Here is a 233-nt window from a genome sequence, read left to right as displayed (position 1 = left end):
GCTTACGAACAGGAACAATAGTTAAAAGAAGTGCCTATTATTGCTTTGACGGCGAGCGTACTTGAAAAAGACAGGCGTAATGCACTCGCCGCCGGCATGAATGGATTTGCCGTCAAACCAATCGATATCTATGCGCTGAAAGCAGAAATTGCTTACCTGAAAGGGATTATCAGCCAGGCACCGGTTCACCCGGAGAAGCCGGACGACAACCAGGATACCCTGATCGATCTGGA

The 233-nt window shown here is 48.9% G+C and carries 1 protein-coding gene; it reads left to right on the top strand.

Features of this window, described 5'->3' with window-relative positions:
- Positions 1-30: 30 nt before the first annotated feature.
- A partial coding sequence (locus tag ACYP03_RS28180; protein ID WP_459782961.1) for a hypothetical protein occupies positions 31-233 on the top strand: 203 nt, incomplete at its 3' end.

This window comes from Photobacterium sp. R1, from assembly GCF_054600795.1.
The sequence above is the reverse complement of the archived record's forward strand: the minus strand, read 5'-3'. Positions and strand labels throughout refer to the sequence as shown.